The sequence below is a fragment of the Longimicrobium sp. genome (genome assembly GCA_036389795.1).
Lineage (GTDB): Bacteria > Gemmatimonadota > Gemmatimonadetes > Longimicrobiales > Longimicrobiaceae > Longimicrobium.
Map to the genome: position 1 here is coordinate 22,142 of DASVWD010000239.1, position 21,514 is coordinate 43,655.

General features: G+C 73.9%; 17 protein-coding genes. 13 read left to right on the plus strand and 4 right to left on the minus strand.

The features are described from left to right. Positions 1-175 precede the first annotated feature (175 nt). The 5 genes from VF746_28120 (at position 176) to VF746_28140 (ending at position 4,589) form a co-directional block, all read left to right on the plus strand. Positions 176-658: a cupin domain-containing protein gene (locus VF746_28120; protein HEX8696317.1), complete on the plus strand. Its 483-nt coding sequence runs from the start codon at positions 176-178 to the stop codon at positions 656-658. Between the two features lie 206 nt (positions 659-864). After that, positions 865-2,220 (plus strand): hypothetical protein, encoded by a 1,356-nt coding sequence (locus VF746_28125; GenBank protein HEX8696318.1) that lies wholly within the window; start codon positions 865-867, stop codon positions 2,218-2,220. Between the two features lie 58 nt (positions 2,221-2,278). Further along, on the plus strand, positions 2,279-2,473 hold the full coding sequence (locus tag VF746_28130) for a hypothetical protein (GenBank protein ID HEX8696319.1): 195 nt from the start codon (positions 2,279-2,281) through the stop codon (positions 2,471-2,473). 2 nt (positions 2,474-2,475) lie between these two features. Then, the gene (locus VF746_28135; protein HEX8696320.1) at positions 2,476-3,399 is read left to right on the plus strand and encodes a radical SAM protein; all 924 of its coding nucleotides are present in this window, start codon (positions 2,476-2,478) and stop codon (positions 3,397-3,399) included. 2 nt (positions 3,400-3,401) lie between these two features. Then, positions 3,402-4,589 (plus strand): aminotransferase class III-fold pyridoxal phosphate-dependent enzyme, encoded by a 1,188-nt coding sequence (locus VF746_28140; protein HEX8696321.1) that lies wholly within the window; start codon positions 3,402-3,404, stop codon positions 4,587-4,589. 105 nt (positions 4,590-4,694) lie between these two features. Here the strand turns inward: VF746_28140 and VF746_28145 are convergent, their stop codons facing one another. Beyond that, complete coding sequence (locus VF746_28145) at positions 4,695-7,247, minus strand: BamA/TamA family outer membrane protein (protein HEX8696322.1); 2,553 nt, start codon at positions 7,245-7,247, stop codon at positions 4,695-4,697. A gap of 430 nt (positions 7,248-7,677) precedes the next feature. Between VF746_28145 and VF746_28150 the strand changes: the two genes are divergently transcribed. The 4 genes from VF746_28150 to VF746_28165 all read left to right on the plus strand — a co-directional run bounded on the left by VF746_28150 (position 7,678) and on the right by VF746_28165 (position 12,440). Further along, positions 7,678-8,331 carry a hypothetical protein gene (locus tag VF746_28150; protein ID HEX8696323.1) on the plus strand — a complete coding sequence of 218 codons (654 nt, stop codon included), beginning with the start codon at positions 7,678-7,680 and terminating at the stop codon, positions 8,329-8,331. A gap of 361 nt (positions 8,332-8,692) precedes the next feature. After that, positions 8,693-9,082: a BlaI/MecI/CopY family transcriptional regulator gene (locus VF746_28155; GenBank protein ID HEX8696324.1), complete on the plus strand. Its 390-nt coding sequence runs from the start codon at positions 8,693-8,695 to the stop codon at positions 9,080-9,082. After that, the gene (locus tag VF746_28160; protein HEX8696325.1) at positions 9,079-10,812 is read left to right on the plus strand and encodes a M56 family metallopeptidase; all 1,734 of its coding nucleotides are present in this window, start codon (positions 9,079-9,081) and stop codon (positions 10,810-10,812) included. Before VF746_28155 ends, VF746_28160 begins: the two co-directional genes overlap by 4 nt. 83 nt (positions 10,813-10,895) lie before the next feature. Then, complete coding sequence (locus VF746_28165) at positions 10,896-12,440, plus strand: serine hydrolase (GenBank protein ID HEX8696326.1); 1,545 nt, start codon at positions 10,896-10,898, stop codon at positions 12,438-12,440. A gap of 170 nt (positions 12,441-12,610) precedes the next feature. Here VF746_28165 and VF746_28170 read toward each other — a convergent pair whose 3' ends face one another. Both VF746_28170 and VF746_28175 read right to left on the minus strand, forming a co-directional pair. Beyond that, positions 12,611-14,770 carry a glycoside hydrolase family 15 protein gene (locus VF746_28170; GenBank protein ID HEX8696327.1) on the minus strand — a complete coding sequence of 720 codons (2,160 nt, stop codon included), beginning with the start codon at positions 14,768-14,770 and terminating at the stop codon, positions 12,611-12,613. A gap of 131 nt (positions 14,771-14,901) precedes the next feature. After that, complete coding sequence (locus tag VF746_28175; protein ID HEX8696328.1) at positions 14,902-15,864, minus strand: cytochrome c oxidase assembly protein; 963 nt, start codon at positions 15,862-15,864, stop codon at positions 14,902-14,904. 222 nt (positions 15,865-16,086) lie between these two features. On the opposite strand from VF746_28175, the gene VF746_28180 reads away from it, so the two are divergent. Continuing rightward, positions 16,087-16,560, plus strand: a complete 474-nt coding sequence (locus VF746_28180) for a YsnF/AvaK domain-containing protein (protein HEX8696329.1) — start codon at positions 16,087-16,089, stop codon at positions 16,558-16,560. Between the two features lie 88 nt (positions 16,561-16,648). Here the strand turns inward: VF746_28180 and VF746_28185 are convergent, their stop codons facing one another. Then, a complete protein-coding gene (locus VF746_28185; protein HEX8696330.1) occupies positions 16,649-17,173 on the minus strand; it encodes a glycine zipper domain-containing protein in 525 nt (174 codons plus the stop codon). A 407-nt stretch (positions 17,174-17,580) separates the two neighbouring features. On the opposite strand from VF746_28185, the gene VF746_28190 reads away from it, so the two are divergent. The 3 genes from VF746_28190 (at position 17,581) to VF746_28200 (ending at position 21,243) form a co-directional block, all read left to right on the plus strand. Further along, positions 17,581-18,978: a sodium:proton antiporter gene (locus tag VF746_28190; GenBank protein HEX8696331.1), complete on the plus strand. Its 1,398-nt coding sequence runs from the start codon at positions 17,581-17,583 to the stop codon at positions 18,976-18,978. Between the two features lie 248 nt (positions 18,979-19,226). Then, positions 19,227-19,691, plus strand: coding sequence for a PDZ domain-containing protein (locus VF746_28195; protein HEX8696332.1), 465 nt, complete (start codon positions 19,227-19,229; stop codon positions 19,689-19,691). A 214-nt stretch (positions 19,692-19,905) separates the two neighbouring features. Next, positions 19,906-21,243 (plus strand): serine hydrolase domain-containing protein, encoded by a 1,338-nt coding sequence (locus tag VF746_28200; protein ID HEX8696333.1) that lies wholly within the window; start codon positions 19,906-19,908, stop codon positions 21,241-21,243. Positions 21,244-21,514 lie beyond the last annotated feature (271 nt).

The window sequence follows — 21,514 nt, forward strand, 5'->3', positions numbered from 1 at the left end:
GCGGCCGAGGCCACCCGCTGGAACCGGGAAGCCTCGCCTGAGCATCCTCGCGACGCGCGGGATCGGTCGGGCGAGGCTTCACTTCGATCGCGGGTCCGCTGATCGGTGCGCGTCACGCTCCTTGCGTGGACGCGGCGCGGGCGGGCGAGAACGATCTCCAGCACGAGAGAGGCGAATGGGCGAGGCGGAGACGGCGGGGAGGACGATCGCGATCCGCACCTTCACGGGGGTGGTGCGCGTGCGCGGCGAGGAGACGCGCGGGCTGCTCACCGTGATCGAGCACACGCTGCCGCCGGGCCGCATCGCCATGCCGCTGCACCGCCACGAGCGCGAGGCGGAGACCACGTACGTGCTCGAAGGCACCCTCAGCGTGCAGGTGGGGAAGCGGGTCACGCGCGTCGGCCCCGGCGCCACCCTGGTCAAGCCCGCGGGCGTCTTCCACACCTTCTGGAACGAGGGCGCCCGCCCCGCGCGCTTCCTGGAGATGATCGCGCCGGGCGGGCTGGAGGCGTACTACGAGGAGGTGTCGGGGATCGTCCCCGCGTCGGGCGTGATCGAGATCGAGAAGGTGCTGGAGATCTCGCGCCGCTACGAGCTGGAGTTCGACATGGCGAGCCTCTTCGACATCATGGAGCGCCACCAGGTCCAGCTCGCGTAGACGCGGCGCCACCGACGACGCGAATCGCCCCTCCCCGCGCGCAGCGGGCGAGGGGCGATATCGTCGGGAAAAGGAGACGGGAGGACGGCGCCGGAGTGTCCACACGGCATGAAAGCTGCGCGCCCCTCGGGCCAGCGCTGGCCCTTCTTATCGCCTCGTCCTGCGGGGCGACACCCGTGTCGCGGACCCTCCTCCACCCGCCCTGAATGGGTCCTCTTGCTCACGAGCTGGAAGCGGACGGGGCGCAGCTCCCGCGCCTGTTCCGCGAGCGCCTCCTGCAGCAGAGCATCGAGCACGCGCGCACGCGGGTGCCCGCGTACCGGCGGCTGCTGGCCGAGGCCGGCGGCGTGAGGCGGCTGGAGGATCTCGCGGCGCTTCCCATCACCGAGAAGCAGGCGCTCTTCGACTACCCGGAGGCGTACCGGGCCGAGGACCTCGATACGGCCCTGGTGCAGAAGACCAGCGGCACCACCGGCAAGCGCCTGGAGATGCATCGCAGCTCGGCCGAGGTCGAGTTCATCCACGGCTTCTTCAGCCAGGTCCTCGACCGCGCCCCCGGGGCGCAGCAGCCGATCTGCGTCAACCTGGTGCTGGGCTGCAACGGGCCGCCGCTGCCGGTCCCGTACCCGGGGCCCAGCCTGAGCGTGGACCTGACCGACCCCGCCTGGATCGAGCGGGCCGAGACCCTCGCCGCGGCGCCCTGGCTCCTGTGCGGCACGGAGCCGCGCCCGGCGGTGGTGGCCGGCCTGGAGTCGCAGCTGCGGATCCTGACGCTGCTGCTGGCGGAGCGGGGGTTCGACTGGTCCCGGAGCGCGGTGCGCTCGCTGGTCTCGTGCGGCGACCTCCTGACCGCTCGCCTGCGCCGCCTCTACGAGACGACGTGGGGCGTGCCGGTGCACGACCGCTACGGGATGACCGAGATCTTCGGCGGCGCGAGCCCCTGCCCCGCCTGCTCGAGGTGGCACTTCGATTGCTTCGTCGTCCCCGAAGCCGTCGATCTTCGCGCGCGCCAGCCGATCCGCCGGGGAGTCGGCGCGCTTCTCCTCACCTCGCTCGTCCCGTTCGTGCAGAAGCAGCCGCTGGTCCGCTACTGGACCGGGGACCTGGTCGAGTTGCACCCCGGCTGCCCCGTGGACGACTTCGGCTTCAGCATCAAGGGCAGGCTCGTGCGCAGCGTGGTGGCCGAGGAGGAGGCGGGGGCGGTGGTGCTGCTGACCGCGGCCGACGTCTACGACGCGCTCGACGACTTCCCGGAAGTTGCGTCGAGCGAGATGTTCCGGCACGTGCCCGTGCGGGACCACTCGGCGCTGGGGCACCTGAAGTTCCGGCTCGAGTCGTCGAACGGCGCCGGGCGCACGCACGTCCGGCTCCTGGTGGAGCTGCGCCATCCCCCGGAAGCCCGGCCCGAGCACACCCGCGCGCTGCTGGAGCGCATCCGCGGCGCCGTGATCGCGCGACACCCAGAGTTGGCATCCCGCCTCCACGACGGATCGGTCGAGTTCGCGGTGGAGGCATCCCCGCCCGGCACGCTGACGTCGTTCCTTCCCGACGAAGTCGAGTAGGCCGGGAAAGCGGCGTCCGGCACGTGCCGGCACCCGAACCGCGCAGCGGAGGTGACCCATGAAGAACCCAGCCGCCGGCCGTTCCGTCCACCTGACCGAGGAGACGCACCGCGAGCTCGCCGACCTGTACCGGCGCATCTCCAAGCTGGGCGACCCCAGGCTGGCCCAGCTGGTGGTGGCGGAGGCCGTGATCGCCCGGGCGGTGCGGGACTCGGCGGCCATCGCCGCGGCGATCGCGCAGACCTCCCTCTGAGCGTGGAGACGTCCCTGCCGGTCGCGCGCGCGTCGCCGGAGGCGCGCGTGTGGGTGTGGGTCGACGCGGCGGCCGTGTGCAACCTGTCGTGCGCCCATTGCTACACGGCCTCGATGCAGGCGGCCGCGGTCATGGCGCTCGACACCTTCCGGCGGGTGGTGGGCCGGCTGGCCGGGAGCGGGCTCCGGGTGCAGCGCTTCCACCTCAACTGGCGGGGCGAGCCGCTGGCGAACCGGGCCCTGCCGGAGATGCTGCGCCACCTGGCCGAGGCGGCGCCGGAGTGGCCGGTGGAGTGGCACACCAACGGCACCCTGGTGACGCCGGAGCGCGCGGAGCGCCTGCTGGCCGCCCACCCCGCGCAGCGCGTCTACGTCTCGCTGGACGGGGGGAACCGCGCCAGCTTCGAGCGCAACCGCGGGGAGGGCGCCTGGCGGCGCGCGCTGGCCGGCGCGGAGGCCCTCCTGGCGGCCCGCCCGCGCGGCGCGGGGCCGGAGGTCGGCATCTACCAGCTCGACCTCGGCGTCCCGCCGGAAGAGTACGACCCGCGCTTCCTGGAGCTGGCGCGCGCGGCGGACGTCCACACCGTGGTGAAGCCGGTGCACACCGACGGCGGGCCGCTGGTGGGGCTCCGGCGGCTGCCGCGCGGCCCCTGTTTCTGGCTCGGCCACACACTGGCCGTGGACACCTCCGGGGGCGCGCACACCTGCCTCCTCTCGGGCGGGAGCGCGCTGGGCTCGCTGCTGGAGGAGCCCGTGGAGACGCTGCTCGGGCGGGCCCGGGCGCTCCGCCAGGCCGTCGTGGACGGGGGGCGGTCGCGGGTGCCGGGGTGCGCCGGGTGCTTCAAGGAAGAGGGCGCGCCCGCGGCGGAGGCTCCCTCCGCCGCCGGCGTCCCCGCCCGTCCCGCGCTGGCCGCGGCGGGCGCGTGACGGTGGACGGCCCTCCGCGGTTCACGCACGGGAGCGGCGTGCTGCTCTTTGACGCCGCGGGCAACACGTACCTCGACCTGCTGTGCGAGTGGGGGGTGGCGCCGCTGGGGTGGAACCCGCCCGAGGTGGTGCAGGCGGTGGCCCGCTCCCTGGCGGAGAACAGCTTCGCGGCCCGGCACTGGGCCGGCGACCTGGGCGACCGGCTGGCCGCCGAGCTGCGCGCCGGGCTGGGGCACGAGGGGTACGCGGTCTTCCCCGCGCTCAGCGGCTCCGAGGCCGTCGACATGGCGCTGCGCATCGCCCGCAGGGCCACGGGGCGGCCCGGAGCGCTGTACCTGGGCGGCGCGTACCACGGGAGCACGCTGGCCGCCCGGGCCGCGTGCGGCGTGCGGGGGTGGGTGACGGAGGAGGAGCGCGGCGGCTTCCCGAACGTCGAGATCCCGGTCGGGCCGGGCGGGGAGATCGACCTGGACCGGGTGGAGCGGGAAATTCGCGCCGGCCCCGGCCTCGGCTGCCTGATCCTGGAGCCGCTGCGGGCGAACGCGGGCTTCGTCGCGCTCGACCCGGCGCGGATGCGGGGGCTGCGGGCGCTCTGCCGGGAGCACGGCCTGCTCTTCATCGCGGACGAGATCACGGAGGCGCCGGCGCGCTGCGGGGTGTGGTGCGGGATGCACCACTTCGGCGAGCAGGCGGACGTCCTGCTCCTGGGGAAGTCGCTCTCGGCGGGCGTGTTCCCGATCGCGGCCGTGGCGGTCGCCCCCGAATTCGCCCGCTTCGCCGAGGCGCCGGGGTTCTTCTCCACCTTCGCGTGGACGCCTCCCGCCTGCGCGGGCGCGCTCGCCACGCTCGAGGTCATCTCGTCGCGCGACCTGGTGGAGAGGGCGCGGCGGCTACGGGCCCAGGTGGAGGACCAGCTGGAGGAGATCCGGCGGTTCCCGGGGGTGACGGCGGTCGCCGGGATGGGGATGGGCTTCGGCATCGGCGTGCGCGAGGACGGCCGCAGTCCGCCGGTCCGGGTGGAGCTGGCCCGCCGGCTGCGCCTGCGCGGCGTCATCGTCGGGCCGAACCCCAACCTCCCGGGGCTGGTGCTGATGCCGCCGCTCACCATCGAGCTCGCGGAGCTGCGCAGGGGGCTGCAGGCGATCCTGGAGGTGATCGCGAGCGCGCCCGACGGCGGCGTGGTCGCCTAGATCCGGGGAACTTCAGGCCTCACGCAGAGTCAGCAGAGTGAGCGGAGAACCCCTCCGCTGACTCTGCTGACTCTGCGTGCTGAAAGTCTTTTTCCGGTCCCGGGATCAGAACGGCATCCCGAGCGTCAGGTACAGGGTGCCCTTCTCGCCCTTCGCGTAGGCGACCGTCGCGGAGCGGCCGAGCGCCTCGAAGGAGAGGCCGCCGCCGAGCGCGGTGTGCCAGTCGCCGGGCGAGTCGCCGTCCACGTAGACGCGGCCCGCGTCGGCCAGGGCGAAGACGCCCACCAGCGGGCGCAGGACCAGCAGGTTCACCCGCGCCAGCCGCGCCCGCAGCTCGGCCTGCCCGAAGAGCGCCGCGTCGCCGCGGAAGCGCTGGTAGGGGAAGCCGCGCAGCGTCCCCGGCCCGCCCACGAACGCCGACTCCTGGAAGGGGAAGTCGCCCAGCGCCTGCACGCCTGCCGCGCGCAGCGCCAGCACCACCGGCCCCAGCGGCGCGTACCCGCGCGCGTCGGCGCTCAGCCGGCCGAACTCGCCGAAGTCGCTGGTGAAGCCGTTCGCCACCGCGCCCAGGAAGGCACCCCGGCGCGGGTAGACGTCGCTGTCGCGCAGGTCCACCGCCGCGCCCGCCTCGGCGCCCGCCTGCCAGAAGCTCTCGCCCCCCTCCGGCAGCGGCGAGAGCGGGTGCAGCGCGCCCAGCTCCTCGGGGTCGGTCCACTTCGCCACGGGGCCGGCGTACAGGTCCAGCCGCTCGGTGTCGCGGAAGAAGTACGCCACCTGCGCCCGCACCTGCGTCTGGTCGATCAGGAAGGCGTCGCGGTCGGGGTCCTCGGGGCTCTCGTTGCCGAAGCCGTGGAAGCGCACGTTCTCGAACGTCGAGGCGCGCGCGTTCACCGCCACCCGCGAGGGGCGGTTGGTGTGGCGGAAGTCGGCCAGCAGCTCGGCGCCGTAGCCGCCCTCCTGCGGGGCCCAGAGCGCGCGCAGGGCGACCATGCTGGCGTACGGGGTGCGCCGGAAGCCGTAGCGCGTCCAGGTGGGGCCCACGCCCAGCACCAGCCCCGTGTGCAGCTGCCAGCCGGCCCACGGGGTGAAGAGCGAGCCGCCGCTCCCCCAGTCGCGCGGGGGCGGCGGGTTGCCGATCAGCGAGTCGGGCTCGGGCGGGCTCCACTCGCGGGTGTCGACCTTCGCCTCGCGCCCCGGCTCGAAGCGGTTGTCGCCACGGTCGTCGTGGAACACCGTGCGCCGCCCGCCGGCCGCCGCCGACTCGTCGCGCAGCTCGTCGTCGCCGCCGCCGCCGATCACGCGCACCAGCACGCCCTTCTCGCGCGAGGCTCCGCGCACCAGCGCCCGGTCGTCGCCGCCGTGCAGGAAGACGCGCACCTCGCGCGTCTCCGCCGGCACGAAGCGGCGGCGGTAGTACGGCTCGCCCGGGCGGTCCTTCTCCGTGTGCACGACGACGTCGACGCTGCCGTCCTCCAGGCGGGTGATCTCGGCGCGCTCGGGCTCGTCGGTGCTGTGCAGGTCCACCTCGCGGGCCTGCAGGGCGTACAGCTCGGCGGCGGCCTGCGGGAGCTGGTCGCGGCGGCTCTTGAGCGCGGCGGCGAGCGCGGCGCCCTCCACCGCGTGGTACTCGGGCGGGAGCCGGCGCACGGCGGCGTCGATCACCTCGTCGGTGAGCCGGGCGCGCAGGAACGCGGCGGTGGAGTCCCACTTCTCGCGCGAGAGGCCGGAGAGGAGGCGGCGGTCCAGCTCGCTGGGGTGGCGGTGGTAGCGGAAGACCTGGTCGTAGCGCGGCCCGAAGCGCACGATGATCGGGGTGAACGAGCGCGCGATCCCGGGGATCAGCCCCCCGCTGCTGTTGAAGGCGTTGTCGCGGTCGCGGGGGATCGCCCGCCAGTACTTGAGCCCGCCGCGGTCGAAGCGCGCCCAGCGCCACTGGTCCCAGTGCCGGTCCCAGTCGCCGAAGAAGACGTCCATCAGCCGCGCGGTGAGGAACGCCTCGGCGTCGACGCGGTGCTCGGGGTCCTCCGCCAGCTTCTCGCGGAAGTCCTCGTTCCAGCTCTCGCCCGATCCCTCCACGTCTTCCGCGCCCGCGAAGCCGTCGATCGGGCGCTCCTCGACCTGCCCCAGCCTCCCGGCGAACTGGCGGAACTCCGTGCCCAGGAACGGGTGGTCGGGCATCACGTACAGCCGCGGCGTCGCGTGCAGCACGCCCACCGCGTCCAGCAGCGGCGGCACCACCAGCGCGGCGGCCGGGTTCTTGGCGCTCACCAGGTCCTGCGCCACGCGGTGCGGGATGGTGCCGCGCAGCTCGGGGCGCATGGAGGGGGTGACGTCCTTCTGGACCGAGCGGAAGACGTACTCGCGCCCGTTGCGCCCCTTCATCCGCACCGACTCGGTGGAGAGCCCGCCGCCCTCGCGCTCGACGGTGAGCCCCCCGGCGAAGGTGTCGGGGTTCAGCACCTCGACGCGCACGGGCGTGGTCCACAGGTCGCGGTAGTTCTCGCCCAGGAAGAAGGTGCGCAGCCCACCGGCCTCGTACTGCCGCCCCGCCACCACGGTGCGCGTCTCCTGCGCCGCGGCGCCGGGCGCGAGGGCGGCCGCCAGGGCGAGCACAAGGCCGGCGACGCGCAGGGTCGAACGGCTCGGGGTCGCTTCCACTCGTCGGTCTCCGTCGGAGGGTCGAGAAGGGCGGAGCGGGGACGGACACAAGGCAATCGCCCGTGCCTACGGAACAAACGTGCCGCGGCGGGCATCGTCACGTTCGCGCGGCCCCGGCGCCGCCGCGGGCAGCCCCCACCCTGGCGCCTGGCGCGCCTGTCCCTCCCCCGAATTTCAGGGAAGGGACCTTGGCACGGACCGGCGGCCCCCCGGAGACGGACCGGGCCAAGGAAGCGAGGGCTTTGGCTGGCCGGGTGGCCGGGAGAGCATGAGGTAAACACGGGGCGCGCTGGTCGGCTTACCGGTTTCCGCTGGACATGGCAGAGGCCGTGGATTACTCTGCTCTCCTGCCCCTCCCGCGTCGCCGGCCACGGATGGCGCGCCACCCGCGGCCGTTCGGCCGCCCCCAGGGTCAGAAACGGAGGCGAACATGCGAGGCTTGCTGATCGGACTGCTGGTACTGGCCGGAGCGAGCATCCCGTCCGTCGCCCGCGCGCAGGCGACGATCGCCGAAAACATCAACCGCTACCATCCGGGCTGCCACGCCCGGGCGGACATGCGGGGAGGCGACTGCGTGGCGGCGGCCCACCGCTACTGCGAGGCCAACCACTCGAGGAACAGCTTCGGCTTTCCCATTCGGCGGGATGTGGAGAACATCCACATCGCGTGCGCCTTCCGCGCCTGGTACGGCGAAGTGGCCTACGGGCGGCTGCAGGAGCTCCATCCCGAGTGCGGGGGCCCTGCCGACGCCCAGACGCCGGCCTGCGTGGCCGCCGTGCGGCGGTACTGCGCGAACGAGAGGTCGTTGTCGGGCGGCCTGATCCAGGAGGTCGGACCCGGGAGTGCCGCGGTCGCCTGCTTTCGGGCGACTCGCCAGAGAGACGTGGAGTACCGGAGGCTCCTCGCGATCTCCGCCGCCTGCAACGGACCGGGCGCGGCGGGCTCGCTGAGCTGTGTCACGGCCAGCGCCGAGTGGTGCCGCTTGGGTAACCGAAGCGAGTTGGGCCTGCCCCAGGAGGTGGGCCGCGACTCGCTCGCGGTATCGTGCTTCCCCGCCAGGGTGCAGGTGATGCGGGTGCTCTGAACGGTGATGCGCCCCGACGCTCGAGCGTCCAGACGCACGAAGGGGCCCCCGGCGCGCGCCGGGTGACAGCCCACCCTGGCGCCTGGCGCGCCTGCCCCTCCCCCGAACTTCAGGGGAGGGAACTCGGAGCTTCGCGCGACGCAACCAGGCGCGGGAGCGAGATGGATTGCGCGGTTGAAGCCTCGCGGCGGTTTGCGAGGCTTTCCGTAGTTCCAGCGAGTGTGTTCACGCACTCGCGACGGCGGCGCTGCGCGACGAAGCCCGCGTTGATGAACGGAACACTTGACGGCGGTGTTCCAAGTGTTAATATCTTAACAGATGTCAAATTTTTGACGGACCGCCTTCCACCCGACGATTCTCCGTGAGCCACGAAGCCCCTGCCGCGCTGAGCCGGCGCGAGCGCCAGATCCTGGACGTGCTGTACCGCCTGGGCCGCGCGACGGCCGCGGAGGTGACGGCCGAGCTGGACGACGCGCCGACCTCCACCACCGTGCGCGGGCTGCTGCGCATCCTGGAGGAGAAGGGGCACGTGCGGCACGAGCAGGACGGCCTTCGCTACGTCTACCTCCCGGCGGTGCCGCGCGAGGACGCGGGGGTGTCGGTGCTGTCGCACGTGCTGAAGACCTTCTTCGAGGGCTCGCCGGCGCGGGCGATGGCGGCGCTGCTGGGCTCGCGCGCCGACGGCCTCACCGGGGCCGAGCTGGAGCGGCTGGCGCGCATCGTGGAAGACGCGCGCAGGGAGAGCGCATGAGCCCCGCCCTCGCCTTCCTGCTCGGCGCCACCGCCAGGGCGTCGCTGGTGGTCGCCGCCGCGGGGCTCGCGGCGGTGATGCTGCGGCGCGCCTCGGCCGCGGTCCGGCACGGCGTCTGGGCTGCGGCGCTGCTGTCGCTCCTCCTCCTCCCCGCCCTCTCGCTCGTCCTGCCCGCCTACCGCCCGCCCGCCGCCGTCGTGGAGCGGCTCGCCGGGCTGCGGCCGCGCGCCGCGGCGGGTCCCGTCGCCGATGCCGTGCGGCCGGGCGGAGCGAGGCGGACCGACGATCCGGCGATCTTCGGCGGGGAGGATGGCCCGATGCCGTCCCGCCCGCCCGTCGATCCGGGGACCGTCGTCGTCGCCGCCTGGATCGCGGGGTTCCTGCTGGTCGCGGGGCGGGCGCTGCGGAGCCGGCTGGCGGCGCGGGGGCTGGTGGCGCGCGCGCGGCCGGTGTCGGAGTGGACCGCCGTGCTGCCGCGGGGCGTGCGGCTGCTGGAGAGCGGCGAGGTGGCGGCCCCGGCGGTGGCGGGGATCTTCCGCCCGGCGGTGCTGCTGCCTCCCGGCGCGGCGGCGTGGCCGGAAGAGCACCGGCGCGCCGTGCTGGCCCACGAGCTGGCGCACGTCGAGCGGCGCGACGTGCTGACGGACCTGCTGGCGCAGGCGGCGTGCGCGCTGCACTGGTTCAACCCGCTCGCCTGGATCGCCGCGCGGCGGCTGGCGGCGGAGCGCGAGCGCGCCTGCGACGACCGCGTGCTGGCGGCCGGCGTGGAGCCGCTCGGCTACGCCACGGTGCTGCTGGAGGCGGCGCGGGCGTCGCTCGCCGCGCGCGCGGCGGCGGCCGGGACGCTGGCGATGGCGCGGCCGTCGGAGCTGGAGTCGCGCTTCACCGCCCTGCTCGACCCCCGGCGCCGCCGCGGCCCGCTCTCCCGCCGCGCCCGCGCCGCGCTGGCCTGCTGCGCCGCGCTCTTCCTCCTCCCCCTCGCCGCCTTCCGCGCGGAGCCGGCGCCCTCTCCCGCCCGCGAGCCGTGGACCGGCCCCGCCGCGACCGCCGCGGCGCCGACGGCGCGGAGAGCGCCGGCCGCGCGGCGGGAGACGACGAGCGCCGCCGTCCAGCACGCCGACGCCGACCAGCCACTCGTCATCACGGACCAGGACTCGCTGCTGGACCCGGAGAGCGAGCGGGTGGCGCTGCCGTACGAGCGGCTGGCGGCGCGGGCGGCGGCGGTCCCGGCGGCGGGGCCGGACGCGCGCGCCATCGCCGCGCTGCAGGCGGAGCTGGACCGCGTGTCGCGGGGGCCCGGCGACCTGGTGCGCGAGCGGGCGATCTGGGCGCTCACGCAGGTCCGCGGCGGCCGCCTGGTGGAGCCGCTCCTCGAGAAGCTCGGCGACGCCGACTGGAAGGTCCGCGCGTACGCCGCGTGGGGGCTGGCCGTCGCCGGCGACCGGCGCGCCACGGCGCCGCTGATCCCGTTGCTCCGCGACCCCGTCTGGCGCGTCCGCGCGATGGCCGCCGCCGCGCTGGTCGACCTGGGCGACCCCGCCGCGCGCGACGCCATGGTGGCCGTGATCGCCGACCCCGCCTGGCAGGTGCGCATCAGCGTCGTCCACTACCTGGAGCGCTCCGGCAGCCCCGACGCCCTCGCGCAGTTGCGTCCCCTGCTCTCCGATCCCCACGCCGGCACCCGGCTGACCGCCGAGGCCGCCGCCGCCCGCCTCTCCGGCCGCCGTTAGCCGTCCGCCGGCCGGAGACCGGGATTTCGCTCGCCCACAGGTGTCAAAAAATTGACACTTATCCCTCACGCTTCGAGGATGCCATGAGCCCACGTCCGACCTTCCTCTCCGCGCGCACGGCGATCCTGGTCGCGGCGGCGCTGCTCGCGCCGGGCGCCGCGCACGCGCAGACCGGCGCCCTGCCGCCGGAGCTGGACGCGTACATCGCGAAGGCGCTGGCCGAGTGGGAGGTGCCGGGAATGGCGCTCGCCGTCGTCCGGCACGACTCGGTGCTGGTGGCCAGGGGCTACGGCGTGCGCGAGCTGGGGAAGCCGGGGCGGGTGGACGAGAACACGGTGTTCGACATCGCCTCGCTCACCAAGAGCTTCACGGCGGCCGGCGCGGCGGTGCTGGTGGACGAGGGGAAGCTCGCGTGGGACGACCCCGTGCGGCGCTGGCTGCCGTGGATGGAGTTCCCCGACGCGTACCTCACGCGCGAGGTGACGCTGCGCGACCTCCTCTCGCACCGCACAGGGCTGGAGGCGGCCAACTTCGCCTACCGCTTCACCGGCATCGACCGCGGGGAGACGCTGCGGCAGGTGCGCTGGATGCGGCCGCAGGCGCCGTTCCGCACGCGCCAGGTCTACAACAACATCCTCTACGCCGCCGCCGGCGAGGTGACGGCCGCCGCGGCGGGGACGACGTGGGCGGAGCTGATGCGGACGCGCCTCTTCCAGCCGCTGGGGATGGGGAGCACCACGGCGGAGGAGGAGCCCGACCGCGCCGGGAACGTGGCTTCGCCGCACGCACCGATCGGCGGCGTGCAGCGCCCGGTCCGCGCGCGCAACCACCAGGCCATCTCCCCGGCGGGCGGGGTGTACTCCACGGCGGCCGACATGGCGCGCTGGCTCCGCTTCCAGCTCGCGGACGGCGTGCTGGACGGGCGGCGGGTGATCTCCGCGGCGGCGATGGCGGAGATGCACCACCCGTGGACGGTGATCCCCACCACGCCCGAGATGCGCGCGTCGCGGCAGGTGGAGGGCTACGCCGGCTACGGGCTGGGGTGGAACGTGATGGACTACCGCGGCCGCCCGCTGCTCTGGCACAGCGGCAACTCCGACGGGATGCCCAGCTACATGGCCATCCTGCCGAAGGACGGGATCGGCGTGGTGGTGATGCTGAACTCCTGGGGCGCCTCGGTCCTGCACGGCGAGCTCGTCTCGCGCGTCCTGGACACGCTCCTGGGGCTGCCCACGCGCGACTACAGCGGCGAGCTGATGGCGCGCACCCACGAGGCCGAGCGCCGCGCGCGGGAGGCGGCCGCGCGCGAGGACTCGGCGCGCGTGCGCGGGACCCGCCCCACGCTGCCGCTGGACGCCTACGCGGGAGTGTACGCCGACAGCCTGTACGGCGAGATCGCGGTGGCGCGCGAGGGGGAGAAGCTCACGCTGCGGATGGGGAAAGGCGAGATCGCGGACCTGGAGCACTGGCACCACGACACCTTCCGCGTGCTCTGGCGCGACGACCTGTTCCGCGAGTACTTCTCGACGCTGGTGACCTTCTCGCTCGACGCGCGCCCCGCGCCGGCCATGCTGGGGATGCGCCTCAACCGCGACTGGATCGAGGCGCGGCGGAGGGCGGCGCCGTAGTCCGCGGTGAAACTCGGTCGCGCACGACGGGCATCGGCGCGGCCGCGGGGGCCCTCACCCGCCGCCTTAGAGCGGCAACCCTCTCCCAACTTCGGGAGAGGGTGAGCTCGACCGCCTCGGTGCGGGTTGGGAGTAGCTGCCGGCTGTCCCCTGTCCCCTGTCGCCTGCGGTTACGCCCGCCAGCCGGCCTTGCTGAGCCGGCGGTCGATGTCGTAGGCGGCGCTGATCAGCGCCAGGTGGGTGAAGGCCTGCGGGAAGTTGCCCAGGTGCTCGCCGCTGGGGCCCAGCTGCTCCGCGAAGAGCCCCAGGTGGTTGGCGTAGCCCAGCACCTTCTCGAACACGAAGCGCGCCTGCTGCAGGTCTCCCCCGCGCGAGAGGCACTCGGCGTACCAGAACGAGCAGATGCTGAAGGTGCCCTCCTCCTCGGCGAAGCCGTCGGTGTGGCCGCCCTCGATGCGGTAGCGGCGCACGAGCGAGTCCTCCACCAGCTCGGCCGTGATCGCCTTCATCGTCGACGTCCAGCGCGGATCGGTGGGGCTGATGAAGCGCAGCAGCGGCATCAGGAGCGCCGAGGCGTCCAGCTGGTCCGAGCCGCGGTGCTGCACGAACGCCTTCTTCCGCGGGTCCCAGAACTCCTCGAAGACGCTGCGGTACATGGCGTCGCGCGCCGCCAGCCAGCGCTCCAGCGGCGCGGGGAAGCTGCGCTTCATGGCCAGGCGCACCGCGCGGTCCACCGCCACCCAGCAGAGCACGCGCGAGTTGAGGTACTCGCGCAGCCCCGCGCGCACCTCCCAGATCCCGTGGTCGGGGCGCCGCCAGTTCTCGCACACCCAGTCCACCAGCCCGGACAGGCGCATCCAGAAGTCGTACGAGATCGGCTCGCCGTACTTGTCGTACAGGTACACCGAGTCCATCAGCGCGCCGTAGACGTCCAGCTGGCTCTGCCGCCCCGCCCCGTTGCCGACGCGCACCGGCCGCGAGCCGGCGTACCCGTCCCAGCCGGCCAGCTCCTCCTCGGGCACGTCCGCGCCGCCGTCGATGCGGTAGAGCGGCTGCAGCGGGCCGATGTCGTCGTCGAAGTGGTGCGGGAGCCGCTCGATCCAGCGCATGAACGCCGCCGTCTCCTCGGTCATCCCCAGGCGGATCAGCGCGTAGAGGGTGAAGGCCGCGTCGCGGATCCAGGTGTAGCGGTAGTCCCAGTTGCGCCCCCCGCCGATCCGCTCCGGGAGGCTGAAGGTGGGCGCCGCCACCAGCGAGCCCTGCGGCTGCCACACCAGCAGCTTGAGCACCAGCGCCGAGCGGTGCACCTCGTCGCGCCAGCGGCCGGTGTAGGTGGAGCGCCCGATCCAGCGCCGCCAGAAGTTCGCCGTCTCCTTGAACGCGTGCGACACGTACTCGTGCGACGTCCCCGGCGAGGGCCCCCGCGCGTCGCCCACGTCCACCACGAAGGTGGCCGACTCGTTGTGCCCCAGCGTGAACTCCGCCACGGCGTCGCCGCCCGCGACCTCCACCGGCACCGTGGCCGAGAGCCGCACGCGGAAACTCCCGCCGTCGGGGGCGAAGAGCGCGCCCCCCTCCTCGGCCGTCACCCGGTGCGGCGCCGGCCCGTAGCCGAAGCGCGGCGCGCAGCGCATGCGGAAGCGCACCTCGCCGCGCACCGCCTTCACGCGCCGCACCACGCAGCGCACGTGCTCCGACTGGCCGATCGGCATGAAGTCGGAGATCTCGGCCACGCCCTCGGCCGAGAGGAAGCGGGTGAGCAGGACGTTGGTGTCGGGGAGGTAGAGCTGCTTGTGGCGCGCGTCGTTGAGCACAGGGGAGAGCTCGAAGACGCCGCCGCGCCCCTGATCCAGCAGCGACGCGAACACCGGCGGCGCGTCGAAGCGCGGCGCGCACATGAAGTCGAGGGAGCCGTCCTTCGCCACCAGCGCCACCGTGTGCAGGTCGCCGATGACGCCGTGGTCCTCGATCGGGGGGTAGGGCCTGGACAAGAGTGCGTGAGTGCGTGAGTGCGTGAGTGCGTTCGGACGCGTCACATCATCCGTCGGCCGGGGCCGCGCGGCAAGATCGCGAACCGCGAACCGCTGGCTCGGGCGTGTCCCTCCGCTGCGCTCCGGGCCGGGCTGCGCGCGCCGTAGGCCTGCAAACAACGCAGGCCGACGGCGCCGGGCCGCCGCCGCCACGATACCCCTGTGGCGGCGCCGTCCCGGCCCTCCGGGCGCGCATCCCTCACGCGAGGTTTCGTTGCGCGAAGCGCCCTGGGGCCGTAGGGGCGAGCATGCGAGTCCGAGCACAGGCGGCATCGGCGCAAGAGGCCGCCTACCGCGCATGTACTGGCATCCGCCGGTCGAGGCATGCTCGCCCCTACGAGGATCTTCGCACCGAGCCCCGTCAAGTCCACCCTCTCCCGAAGTTGGGAGAGGGTTGCCGCTCTAAGGCGGCGGGTGAGGGCCCCGCGCGGTCACGCCGCCAGCGCGCGCCGCGCCTCCGCCGCGCGCACGCGGCGCTCCGAGGCGCGCAGCCACTGCAGCAGCAGCCACACGGCCGCCGCCAGGTACGGCACCCCGCCGGGGATCCACATCACCAGCCCCGCGAGCTGCTGGTCCGCGGCCGGCGTGAGCCCCCACGCCGCCGCCGACTGCAGGTGCGCCGCGTACCACGGCGCCTCGCTGAAGGCCAGCAGCGCGCCCAGGGCCCCGCTCGCCATCGCCATCGCGAACGCGTAGAGCACCGCCGCCCCGGGAGAGCGGCGCAGGCGGCCGGCCGGGTGCAGCGCCACCCACCAGAAGAGCGCCGCCGTCCCCAGGAAGCTCGCGTGCTCCAGCGCGTGCACCCCCTCGTGCGCCAGCGCCGCGTCGTACGCGCCCGGCAGGTGCCACGCCCACAGCGCCCCCGCGTGCAGCGCGAACGCGGCGAGCGGGTGCGCGAGCCCCCGGAAGAGCGCGCGCAGCCCCAGCGCGTGCCACCACCGGGCGGCCGCGGCCCGCCCCCGCCGCGGCAGCCCCCAGGCGAGCCCCACCTGCGGCGCCCCCAGCACCAGCAGCGGCGCCGCCACCGCCATCAGCAGCAGGTGCTGCAGCATGTGCGCGGTGAAGAGCGCCCCCCCGGCCGCGTCCAGCGGCGACACCAGCGCCACCAGCAGCGCCGCGATCCCGCCCCCGAAGGCGAGCGCCTGCGCCCTCGCCACGCCGCGGCCCGCCCCCGCCCGCCTCCACACCGCCTCCACCCCGCGCGAGTAGATCCACGCGGCCACGAAGAGCGAGATCAGCACCCCCGGCTCCCACGACCACGCCCCCCACAGGTCGTGCGGCGCCACCGGCCGCCCCGGGTGCGCCGCCAGCGGCCCGGGCACGCCCGCGGCCAGCGCCGCCGGCAGGAGCGCCCGGCCTCGACGCAGAGTCGACCGAACCTCGTGGAATCTCACGACTTACGCACCGGGTGAGCGGGGCCCGCATCTTGCCCGCGCCCGGAGAGGCAAGCCGCATTCCGCACCCTCGCTCCGCACTTCGCGACCCCCTCGATTCCCCCGTCCGCTCTGTCCAGAGTTCGTCCAGGGTTGGAACGCATGTTGCAACCGCCTTCCGCCCCACGTTTTCCGGCCGAAGGAGCCGGGGGACCGGTCACCCACCAACCTGGGAGGTGCGGGATGCGCGACAGGGACGAGCTCGACCGGGAGCGGCCGCTGGAGGCGAACGGGCTGCGCGGCGAGGAGGAGCGGAAGCTGACGCTCTCGGAAGAGGAGCTGGAGCTGCGGAAGCGGCAGGTGTCGGCGGGCGAGGTGGGGGTCGAGAAGCGGGTGGAGACCGAGCACGTGCGCGAGAGCGTCCCCACCCTGCGCGAGGAGGTCACCGTCGAGCGGCGGCCGATCACCGACCCCATGCAGGCGCGGGGGGAGATCACCGAGGACGAGATCCGCGTCCCGCTCCACGCCGAAGAGGTGGTGGCCGAGAAGCGCGTGGTCCCCAAGGAGGAGCTGGTGGTGCGCAAGCACGCCGTCCAGGAGGAGCGCGTGGTGGAGGCCGACCTGCGCCGCGAGCACGCCGAGGTGGAGCGCATGGGCGACGTCGACCTCCGGGACGACGCCGGCCTCCGGGGCGACGGGCTCGACCGCGACCGCTGACGGTATCGGGCAGGATGACGGAAAAAGCGAGGGGCCGGGTGAGATCACCCGGCCCCTCGCTCTTTCCATCCGCCGCCGACGATGCGGCTCAGTACTCGATGCGGCGGCTCTTGTCGACGTTGTTGCCGATCACGGCGCCCGCCACGCCGCCCACCACGCCGCCGATCACGGCGCCGCGCACGCGGTGACGGCTCCCGCCGGCCACCGCGCCGGCCACCGCGCCCACGCCCGCGCCGATCGCCGCGTCACGCACGGTGTGCTTCTGCTCCACCACCCGCGGCTGCCGGACCGGCGCCGAGGCGTAGGTCCCGCTCGAGCTCGAGCGGCGGCCCACCGAGGACGACGAGCGGCGGCTCGAGGAGCGGCGGGGCCGCGAGACCGGCCTCTCCTCCTCTTCCGCCGGCGCCGCCTCTTCCTTCACCGGCGCCGGCGCGTGCGCGGCCAGTGCGGAAAGCTCCAGCGGCGAGGCCACCGGCTGCACCGGGGCGGCGGGCTGCGCCGCCAGGCTGTCCAGCCAGGCCAGGTCGCGCTCCAGGGTCGGCTGCTCGTCACGCCCGCAGGCCGCGATGACCATCAGGGGGGACATCACCAGGGCGATTTTCAGGACACGCATGCGTCTACTCCTCCGTCTCGACTCTTCGATGGTGGTGGCGGCCGGGCGTGAAAACCCGCTTCACCATTGGACTTTCCGTCCGCCGTCGCCGCCCGTGGGCTCCGATGTCTCGCCGGGTATCTTGCAGACCCCGGGCCACGCGTCACGCTGCTACCGCTTCATCATGCATCTGCTACGGATATACGTCGCAGACCTCCCTACGATTGAGTCTTAAATATACCTCACGCAACGACTTAGGTCAACTCCACCACCGGGTGGGCACGTCGGCGGCGGCCCGGGAACGAGGCGGTCCGGGCCGTCCCGCGCCCGCGGCCGCGCTTGCCTCGCGGGCGGTCGCGCCGCTATCAACTTCCCGTTCCCCGCGCGGGCACTGAAGGCAGGACGACGCGACCGGAGAAGCGCACCCGATGACCCTGTTTGAGGTCCTGGCGGTCCTGATCACGCTCACGGCCCTGATCGGGTTCGTCAACGAGCGCTACATCGGCCTGCCGCCCACCATCGGCGTGCTACTGGGCGGGCTGCTGGTGTCGCTGGCGCTGGTGGCGCTGGACGAGCTGGGGCTCACGGGGCAGGGCTTCGCGGCCGGGCTGCTGGCCCAGATCGACTTCGACGCGCTGCTCATGCAGGGGCTGCTGAGCTTCCTGCTCTTCGCCGGGGCGCTGCACATCAACCTGGGCGAGCTGCTGGAGCAGAAGTGGACCATCCTGCTCCTGGCCACCTTCGGCACCCTCCTCTCCACCCTGCTGATCGGCGGGGCGATGTACGGCGTGCTCGCCGCGCTGGGGCTGCCGATCCCGCTGGCCTGGGCGCTCCTTTTCGGCGCGCTGATCTCGCCGACCGACCCGATCGCGGTGCTGGGGATCCTCAAGCGCATGAACGCGCCCAGGCGGCTGGAGGTGCTCATCGGCGGCGAGAGCCTCTTCAACGACGGGGTGGGCGTGGTGGTGTTCACCATGATCGCGGGGCTGGCGCTGGGCGAGGGGCACGCGGAGCCGACCGCGGCGGGCGCGGCGGGGCTCTTCCTGCGCGAGGCGGTGGGCGGCGTGGCGTACGGGCTGCTGCTGGGGTGGGCCGCCTTCCACCTGCTGCGCCGGATCGACAACTACACGGTGGAGATCCTGATCACCCTGGCGGTGGTGACGGGCGGCTACGCGCTGGCGGGGCGGCTGCACACCTCGGGGCCGATCGCCGTGGTGGTGGCGGGGATCCTGGTGGGCAACCCCGGGCGCCGCTTCGCCATGTCGGAGGTGACGCGCGGCCACCTCGACACCTTCTGGCTGGTGGTCGACGAGGCGCTGAACGCCGTGCTCTTCGTGCTGATCGGGCTGGAAGTGCTGGTGCTGCGGCTCACGGGGCCGTTCCTGGCCGCGGGGCTCGCGGCGATCCCCGTGGTGCTGGCGGCGCGCGCGGTGAGCGTGGGCGCCCCGATCGCGGCGCTGCGCCTGCGCGTGCCCTTCCTCCCCTACACGGTGCGCACCATGACGTGGGGCGGCCTGCGCGGGGGGATCGCCGTCGCGCTGGCGCTGTCGCTGCCGGCCTCCCACGCGCGCGACCTGGTCGTGGTGATGACGTACGCGGTGGTGGTCTTCTCGATCCTGGTGCAGGGCCTGACCGTGGCCCCGCTGGCCCGCCGCGCCACCGCCCGCGGCGTGGAGGCGCCCCTGGCGCTGGACTCCTCGGGCGTCCCCGTCGACGCCCTGGTCCCCGCGCCGGCGGCGGAGCCGGACGCGGACGAGCCGGCGGCCGAAGGCGCTCCCCTGGTGGCCGACGCACCCGCCGGGAGCGCCGATCTTCGGCCGTCGTGAAGGCGCGAACGACAGCCGGTTCCCACGCGGTCAGCCATGGGGCGGCCGCAGGGATGTGGCATACGTGGAGCAATACGAGTATTCTCCTCCGCGTGTCACGGGTCGCCGGGGCGGCGCCTCGGCTCACCCGCTCGCTCCAACCCTGCCGGCCTCACAGGCATCCTAGCAGGCGCCGGCGCAGATCCGCCCGTCGTCGTCTCCATTCGAGAGCGACGGCTCCTTCCACTCTCCCTCAACCGAATCGGGGCATGCGACTCTCACCCTCCGTATCCACCCTCGCGGCGGCCCTCGCGCTCCTCCTGCTGCCCGCGGCGCTGGCCGCGCAGGCGACCCCGTCCACGCCGAACGCTTCACGGCCGGTCGGGTGCCGCGGCACCAGCTCTCAGACGTCCGCGCTCACGATGCAGGGCGTGAACGGACAGCCGATCGTGTTCCCGGACTATCCCTTGATCGTGGACGTCCAGCCGGGCTCGCCGGCGGAGCGGGCCGGCATCAGGCCCGGCGACATGATCGTCGTCCAGGACGGCCGGGATCTCATCGGCAACCCACCGACGCAGCCCCCCCTGGCGGGAGATACGGTTCGCTACCTGGTGCGACGGAACGACACCGAGATCCCGATCACCGTCGTCCTCGGCCGCTGGGACCCGCCGGAGGAGGCGCCCGGGGTGACGCGCATCTGCCGGCCCGTGGGGACCGGCTCCGGGGGAGACTGAGCTCGGCGTCGTTCCGGTTCCGAACTGATTCGAATCACACAGAGAAACAGAGGAACAGAGAACCGAATCCTCTGTTTCTCTGTTTCTCTGTGTGAGACTACCCGAGCCTGGTTCCGAACGATACGAGGAGAAGACAGGCCCGGTCCTCGCATGGAAACGGCCGACGCGCCGCATCCGGTGGGAGCGCGTCGAGGATCGGGGACGAGGGGAGGAGATGCTGGAGCGGGCGAAGAGCGATCCCGCGGCAGAGTGGGAGGAAGCGGAGGAAGAAGAGGCGCCGGAGCCGCGGCCGGAGCCGAGGCGGTACTCGTGGAGGCAGCGCGCCGTGGCCGCGCTGCTGGCGATCTCCTTCCTGCTGCTGCTGGCGTGGCCGTTCTTCCTGAGCGGGCGCGTCCGCTGGCTCCTCACCCCCGTCCCGCGCCTGGCCGGCGCCCACGCCACGCCGCCGGTGGACCTGCGCGCGGAAGACCTGCGGCGGGCGGAGGAGATCGTCTTCGGCGAGGTGGAGCGCGAGGCGTTCCCGGGAGCCGCGCTCGCCGTCGGCCAGCGCAGCGCGATCGTGCTGGAGCGCGGGTACGGGCGCACCGGGTGGACGCGCTTCGCCCTGCCCGTGGACCCGGACCGCACCCTCTACGACCTGTCGTCGCTCACCAAGGTGGTGGCCACCACCGCGGCGGTGATGGTGCTGGTGGACGACGGGCGGATGCGGCTGGACGACCCCCTGCAGCGCTGGCTCCCCACCTTCCGCGGCGGCGGGCGCGAGAAGATCACCGTCCGCCAGGTCCTCACCCACACCTCCGGGCTCCCCGCCGCCGTGCTCGACCTGGGCGAAGGCACCCCGCGCCAGCGGCTGGAGCGGCTGATCGCCACCGTGGAGCTGGTCGACGAGCCCGGCGCGGAGGTGCTCTACTCCGACGCGGGCTTCGTGCTGCTGGGCGAGGCGGCCGCGCGCGCCGCCGGCGAGCCGCTCCCCGCCTTCCTGCGGCGGCGGGTGTGGGGGCCGCTGGGGATGAGCTCCACCCGCTACCAGCCGGGGCTCATCTGCCGGGTCTGCGCGCCCACGCTCTCGCTGAGGGACGGCCGCCCGTTCGCGGGGAAGACGAACGACCCCTTCGCGCGCGAGCTGGGCGGCGCCACCGGCAACGCGGGGCTCTTCTCGACCGCGCACGACGTCGCCCGCTTCGTGGCGATGCTGGCCAACGGGGGCGAGCTGGACGGCGTGCGCGTGGTGCGCGCCTCCACGCTGGCCCAGTTCACCCGGCCGGGCCCGCGCACCGGCACCCGGGCGCTGGGCTTCGAGGTGTTCTGCCGCGAGGGCACCGTGCCCAACCACGTGCCGTGCAGGACGGAGCCGTACGCGTACGGCCACACCGGCTACACGGGCACCTCGTTCTGGATCGACCCGAAGAGCGGGGCGTGGGTGGTGCTCCTCACCAACCGCACCTACCTGCCGCGCGCCCCCAACCGCATCCGCCTGGTCCGCCGCCGCCTCTTCGACACGGCGACGGGCCAGGGCCCCGCGCCCGACAGCGCCCGCACCGATTCCACGTGATCCGACACGGACAACTGCTTTCGTCTCACGCAGAGTCGGCAGAGTCGGCAGAGAACACATCGCCTTCCGCGGTTTTCCTCTGCTACCTCTGCTTCCTCTGCGCGAGGCCATGTCGTTGGGATGACACGCACTCATACGGAATCCGGAAAATCAGTTGGTGTTTGCTGTCATTCTGAGGCCCGATCACACAGGACCGGCATTCGCACGGATGACCGCAGGGCCGAAGAATCTTCTCACCCTGCCAGGTAGGTTGGGCGCGGTAGCGGCACGG